3 protein-coding genes, 1 tRNA gene and 2 pseudogenes are annotated in these 5,998 nt (G+C 50.9%); 4 read left to right on the forward strand and 2 right to left on the reverse strand.

Annotation, left to right across the window (positions count from 1 at the left end):
- Positions 1-1,635: LTA synthase family protein (locus CPT76_RS00785; RefSeq protein WP_258167949.1), on the forward strand; the 1,635-nt coding region annotated here is incomplete at its 5' end.
- Positions 1,636-1,815: 180 nt separating this feature from the next.
- Positions 1,816-1,889: transfer RNA gene (locus CPT76_RS00790), tRNA-Pro, on the forward strand.
- A 185-nt stretch (positions 1,890-2,074) separates the two neighbouring features.
- Here CPT76_RS00790 and CPT76_RS00795 read toward each other — a convergent pair.
- A pseudogene (locus tag CPT76_RS00795) lies at positions 2,075-3,428 on the reverse strand (MATE family efflux transporter).
- Positions 3,429-3,586: 158 nt separating this feature from the next.
- On the opposite strand from CPT76_RS00795, the pseudogene CPT76_RS00800 reads away from it, so the two are divergent.
- Positions 3,587-4,143: pseudogene (locus CPT76_RS00800) on the forward strand (TetR/AcrR family transcriptional regulator).
- An 80-nt stretch (positions 4,144-4,223) separates the two neighbouring features.
- Here CPT76_RS00800 and CPT76_RS00805 read toward each other — a convergent pair.
- Entirely contained in the window at positions 4,224-5,408 is a 1,185-nt protein-coding gene (locus tag CPT76_RS00805; RefSeq protein WP_105441609.1) for an MFS transporter, read from the reverse strand.
- 158 nt (positions 5,409-5,566) lie between these two features.
- Here CPT76_RS00805 and CPT76_RS00810 point away from each other — a divergent pair, with 158 nt between their 5' ends.
- A complete protein-coding gene (locus tag CPT76_RS00810) occupies positions 5,567-5,968 on the forward strand; it encodes an AraC family transcriptional regulator (RefSeq protein ID WP_105441610.1) in 402 nt (133 codons plus the stop codon).
- Positions 5,969-5,998: the final 30 nt, after the last annotated feature.

Raw genomic sequence — 5,998 nt, forward strand, 5'->3', positions numbered from 1 at the left:
AGCGGGATGAACGAATTCCAGCAGGCCCGGGACATGGGGATTCTCAACTATGAAGCGTATGTCGGCTTTGCCCCTTCCAAGAACATCAAGGTCGACGCCAAGTCGGTCACGCCTGAGGCGGTTGCCCAGGTGAAAGGAACGACCGAGCCGGCGCAGCCGGCATACTGGGGTGCCGCCAAGGGCAAAAACGTCATCGTCATTCAGCTCGAAGCGTTCCAGAATTTCCTCGTCAACCTGAAGATCGACGGCAAGGAAATTACCCCGAACATGAACAAGCTGGTCAAAGATCATATGTATTTCCCGCATTTCTTCCAGCAGGTAGGTCAGGGAAACACAGCGGATGCCGAATTCGTCGTGAACACCTCCCTCTACGTTCCGTCCAACGGGGCTGCTTCCGAGGTGTATGCGGACAAGGCGCTGCCGAGCGCCCCCAAAACGTTCGCCGCGAGCGGCTATCAGACGGCGACATTCCATACGAACAGCGTCGTGTTCTGGAACCGGGATCAGCTGTATAAAGCGCTCGGTTGGGAAAAATATTACGACGACAAGTTTTTCGGCAAAAATGACCTCGTTTCGTTCGGTTCATCGGACGAGCTGCTATATGCCAAGACGGCCGACGAGCTGGCACGGATGCAGGGAACCGGTAAGCCGTTCTACGTGCAGGTCATTTCCATGTCGGGCCATCACCCGTTCCGCATCCCGGAGCGCAAGTTCAAGATGGAGCTTCCCGACCGTTATAAGGGAACCCTTGTCGGGGATTATATCCAGTCCCAGAACTATGCCGACTACGCCCTCGGCCAGTTCGTGGACGAGCTGAAGAAAAACGGCGTTTGGGACAACAGCGTCATCGTCCTGTACGGTGATCATCAGGGACTTCCGATATATTCACTCAATAACAAAGAGAAAAAGCTGATGAAGGAAATTTACGGACGGGAGTACACCCTCCCCGATATGATGAACATCCCGCTCGTCCTCTCTGTGCCGAACCAAAAAGCCCAGACGCTGGAGCAGGTCGGCGGGCAGTCGGATATTTTCCCGACGCTGGCCAATCTGATCGGCGTTTCACTGAAGAACCAGGTGCACTTCGGCCAGGATCTGCTCAACCAGAACAGCCCCGTGCTGCCGCAGCGGTATTACCTCCCGTCGGGCTCGTTTATTTCGGCTAAGGGAGCGTTCGTACCGGGCTCCGGTTATGCCGACGGGGTGACCTATCCGCTGAACGGAGGCAAGGTCACCAAGCCGCTGGATTCGAAGGAAACGTACGAGCGGGCGCACAAGCTGATCAGCATGTCGGATGCTTATGTGGCGGCGCTGCCGGAGTGGAAGGATCAGGAGAAGGAGCATGCGAACACGGATGCGGATTCGAATAAGGATTCGAATACGGATGCAAACACTGGGGCGACTTCTCCTCCGGCCGGATCCGGAGCAGGGACTTCCCCGGCAGATGATCAAACGAGCAGCACGAAACCCGCCAATGCCAAGACAGATGGGACCAAACCGGCAGATGCCAAAGCTAGCAGCACTCCAACAGATACCCAGGCTGGCAATACACCAGCGGGCAGCAAGCCAAGCAATACCACCCCTGCGAATGATTCAGAAAAGCCGTCCAAGCCGGGCGATGCTGCAGGCAAATAAAACTTACACTTTAGAAACCAAACAAGACCGGAAGGAATCTTTGCGATTCCCCCGGTCTTTTCATTTGCTGGCAGCACAGTATCATTTTGCCCAATCGTTAAACGAATTGTGAATTTTTCTTTTACCCCCTTTACAAAATGTAAAATCGGAGTAAATTTTATAGTATAAGCTTTCTCTTAACGAGACGTGGCTCAGCTTGGTAGAGCGCTTGCTTCGGGAGCAAGAGGTCGCAGGTTCAAATCCTGTCGTCTCGATCCTTTATGACAATCAACGGTTGCGGGGTGTCTGACCGCAGCTTTTTTGTGTTCAAGAACAACAGATGTCTACATATCACAATTATAGCAGGGCTAGAGAGCATCGGCCTCATTTTCGTGGTAAGCCTCTCTCCCCTTTTTTCCTTATTCAATGAAATCCCCTTACAAACATAACCCTATGTTTTCTACTGTACTAAACTCTCCAAATCCGGCTGCAATTTGGTCCGCAAAGCATACAGCATGATCGCCCCGACCAGGAACGCGACGGCATCCGCGATGACGAGCGACCAGACTACCCCGTGGAAGCCGTTCATTCGATTGGCGATATAGAGTACAGGAATCAGAGTAACTCCTTGAATAATTGACATAATAAACGCAGCGGTTCCTTGTGCGGTCGCTTGGAAGATCCCCGTAAACAACGTGGTCATGCCTGTAATGAACAAGGATAAGAACGTCACATGCAGGATATAGCTGCCCATTTCGATTAATTGCGGGTCATTCGTAAATAAACCGATCAAGTGGTCGGAAATCAAATAGACGATGATGCCGAACGCGACGGCTAACACTACAATCGTTTTGATCGTAAATCCGATCGTTTGCTTCATACGCAATTTATTCGCTGTGAAAGAAAAGGCAATCAATGGCACGACTCCCTCACATAAGCCCATCAGAATAAACTCGGGAAACTGCAATAAACGCGATGAAATTCCGTAAGCTGCAACGGCCGGATCTCCATATTCTACAAGAAAACGATTAAAGATGAGCGACATGGCCCCCAAAAAGATACTCATGATAAAGACGGGCACTCCAATTTTGATGACATTGCTCAAAATCTCTTTGGACGCCTTAAACCATTTAACGGAGATGGTTAAAAATGAGCTCTTGTATCCCATATGGTAGGCGTAGAATACGCTGGCGACCAGGTTGGAAACGACCGTAGCAGACGCAACGCCGATCACGTCCCAATGAAAAGCGAAGATGACCAGCGCATCGAGAATAATATTCACGACAACACTCAGAATCATACCCATCATCGACGTCATTGCCGCACCCTCCGAGCGTACGATATTTTCCAGTGTGAAAAATAAAATGACGAATGGTGAACCAATAAGCATCATCGTGACATAGTCCTTCGTAAAGCCAAAGGAGTCGGGCGTTGCCCCCAATCCATGGACAATGGGATCAATCAGCGGGATACCTACGGCCATCACGATAAGACCAATAACTAAACTGCTGTAAAAAAGCGAATGAAGACACATGCTTGACATCATCCAATTTTTTCTCTCCCAGCAAACGGGAAATGAAGGTACCGCCGCCGATGCCAATCAAGTTGCCCAGTGCCATGATGATGGCGAACAACGGCAAGGTTAACGCGAGAGCGGTTAACATCGCCGTATTGTGGAGTGTGCCCAGGAAATAGGCATTCAATATGGAATAGATGACACTCATTGACGTGCCCAGCATCATCGGTACAGCGAAATGAGCTACGGCTTTGGCGACCGGTGCCTTTTCAAAGTAATAAAGATTTTCCGTATCCATGCGGGTCCCTGCTTTCTATATTGTTTTAGGTCAACCGTCTAACAGTGCAGATGTCATCTTACAGTGTTAGTTTGAACCTTACAGTGTTAGATGATATCATGGTCTTATGAACATGTAAAGCATAAACTTACACTGTTAGGTAAAAGGATGGATTCCCGATGAAAAAACAGCAGCCTCAGATTTCGGAGGATCGGATTTTGGAAGCCTCGTGGGAGCTTCTTGGCGAGGAAGGTATCGAAAAGTTCAGCATGAGACGATTGGCCGACCGGCTGGGGATTCAGGCTCCCTCGATATACTGGTACTTCAAGAGCAAACAAAATCTCTACCAGCGTCTGGCCAACCAGGTATCGAAAATCATTCTGGAGGAGTACCACGCCGAGGGGGACTGGAAGGAGCAGCTGGAGGGGCTGGCGGTAACGGTGCGAAGCGGCAAGTGGTTCTTACGCTTATGAATTATATTTTCAACTTCGTTCTGGACGATTATGAGCATCAACGCAATGTCTCCGCGATTGTTAAGGAGCACGGAGAAGGAGCGCTTCCGGGTGAGGAGATGATTCGCCTTCTGGACTCCATGAGCGAGGCGGATGCCGGACTGTTCCGGAGGATGTTCTCGAACGGGCTGTTCGAGCTGATGGGGACAGACAAGGCGTTCGAGTTCGGACTGAAGCTGATTCTGCTCGGGATTGAGCAGGTGATCCAGGAGCAGGAGAAATAGAACGCAACGTGAACCGCCCATCCGGTTATCGGATGGGCGGTTTCAATAGGGTTACCGTTTACATCGTAAAGACTGCTTTCTCAGGAGGGATTCTCCTGAAGGGAGTTATCTTTTTTACTATGAATCACCCTGCCTCTGTACAGGGTAACGATGGCTGAAACAATAGCCAGGATAACAAACAGACCTCCGATCCAGGCATTGGCCGTAACCTCATAACGGCTGATCACCACGCCGCCGATGGCAGATCCCGCAGCTACGCCGAGATGCAGCGAGGAGGTATTTAGGGAGAGTTGGATGTCCGCCGACTTTGGTGCAAGCCGCACCAAATAGCTTTGAATAGCCGGACTTGGCGCCATGTTAAACGCACACCAGACGATGACGACGGGCAGCAAGCGCAGCATGGAGGCAGCTGCCCAGGGCAGAAGCAGGATCGCCATGGCGTGGAGCAGCAGCGTGACGATCATTGTCCGGGCTGCCCCAAAGCGATCGGCCGCCCACCCTCCAATCCACCCCCCTGCAATGCCGGCGAGCCCATAAACCAGCAAGACGAAGCTGATTTGACCGGGAGACAGGTTCAACATGGTCTGTAAAAACAGTGTGATATAGGCATAGATCGTAAACTGGCCCGTCATTTGCAAAATGGAGACAAGATGGGCGAACACAATTTTAGAATTTCCCAACGTACGCAGCTGTTCCTGCATCGGAAGCTTAGGCGGAGACGCCGCTTGGGGCAGAAATTTCAAGATGCATATCGTCACAATTAACGAAAGTACGCCAATAAAAGCAAAGGTTGCCCGCCAGCCCCAAGCCTCGCCGATCAATGTCCCCAGCGGAACGCCGAGCACGAGGGCGCCGCTGATCCCCATAAAGATCATTCCAATCGCACGCCCTTTTGCTTCAGGTGTCACAATCCCCGAAGCCAGGGTGATCGACAGAACGACAACAATGGAGCAGCTTGCCGCCAGAATAACCCTGGATAGCAGCAGCATCGTAAAATTCGGACTTAACATAGACATGATATTTCCAGCCGTAAACACCAGCATGGCGATGACCAGCAGCCTTCGGCGCTCAACCTTCGTAGTTAAAGCGATCAAGACGGGGGATCCTAAGGCGAAAACCAGAGAATACACCGAAACCAGTTGGCCGGCCACACCGACGGAAACGCGCAGATCCCGGGCGATCATATCCAAAATCCCGGCAATGACCAGTTCAACTGAGCCTACTGTAAAGGCAGCCAGCGCCAGAATGAAAATGCGCTTATCCATTCCTCTTCCTCTCCTTTCTTTCAACCTGATTATGAACCAGCCGAAAAAAGCAGAGGTAGTCTAAAAATCGCAAATGATTGCCTGATTCTCTCAAAACGATTCATCGCTGGACCCAACAGGGCTTATAATGGACATAGATAAGGAGGGGAAAACAATTCATGCGGGATTTATCCAACCACGCCAATTCCTTGGTTTCGTATCAGAAGGAATTGTCCCTATTGATGGAAAAACATACGGACGGAGACGGCATTCACGAGACGCTCATTCCTTCCCTTTCCCTGATTCGCAGTTCGAAAACGACGTTCCCTTCGTTTTCGGTCCATGAACCGGAGCTGTGCATCGTCTCCCAAGGTTCGAAGGTGGTCATGCTTGCAGACGAAAGCTTTACGTATGGGCCGTCCAGCTATCTGGTCATCTCCCTGGATTTGCCCGTCTCCGCACAGATTATTGAAGCATCGCCTGATGTTCCTTATTTGTGCTTCAGGCTTAAACTTAACCTAAAAGATGCGTTGGACTTAGTAAACGAGGCGAATCCGGTATCCCGGAAGAAGCACCGTTGAAACGGGGTTATTCGTGGACAATCGACTGCT

The organism is Paenibacillus sp. AR247 (assembly GCF_002968895.1).
Lineage (GTDB): Bacteria > Bacillota > Bacilli > Paenibacillales > Paenibacillaceae > Paenibacillus_AQ > Paenibacillus_AQ favisporus.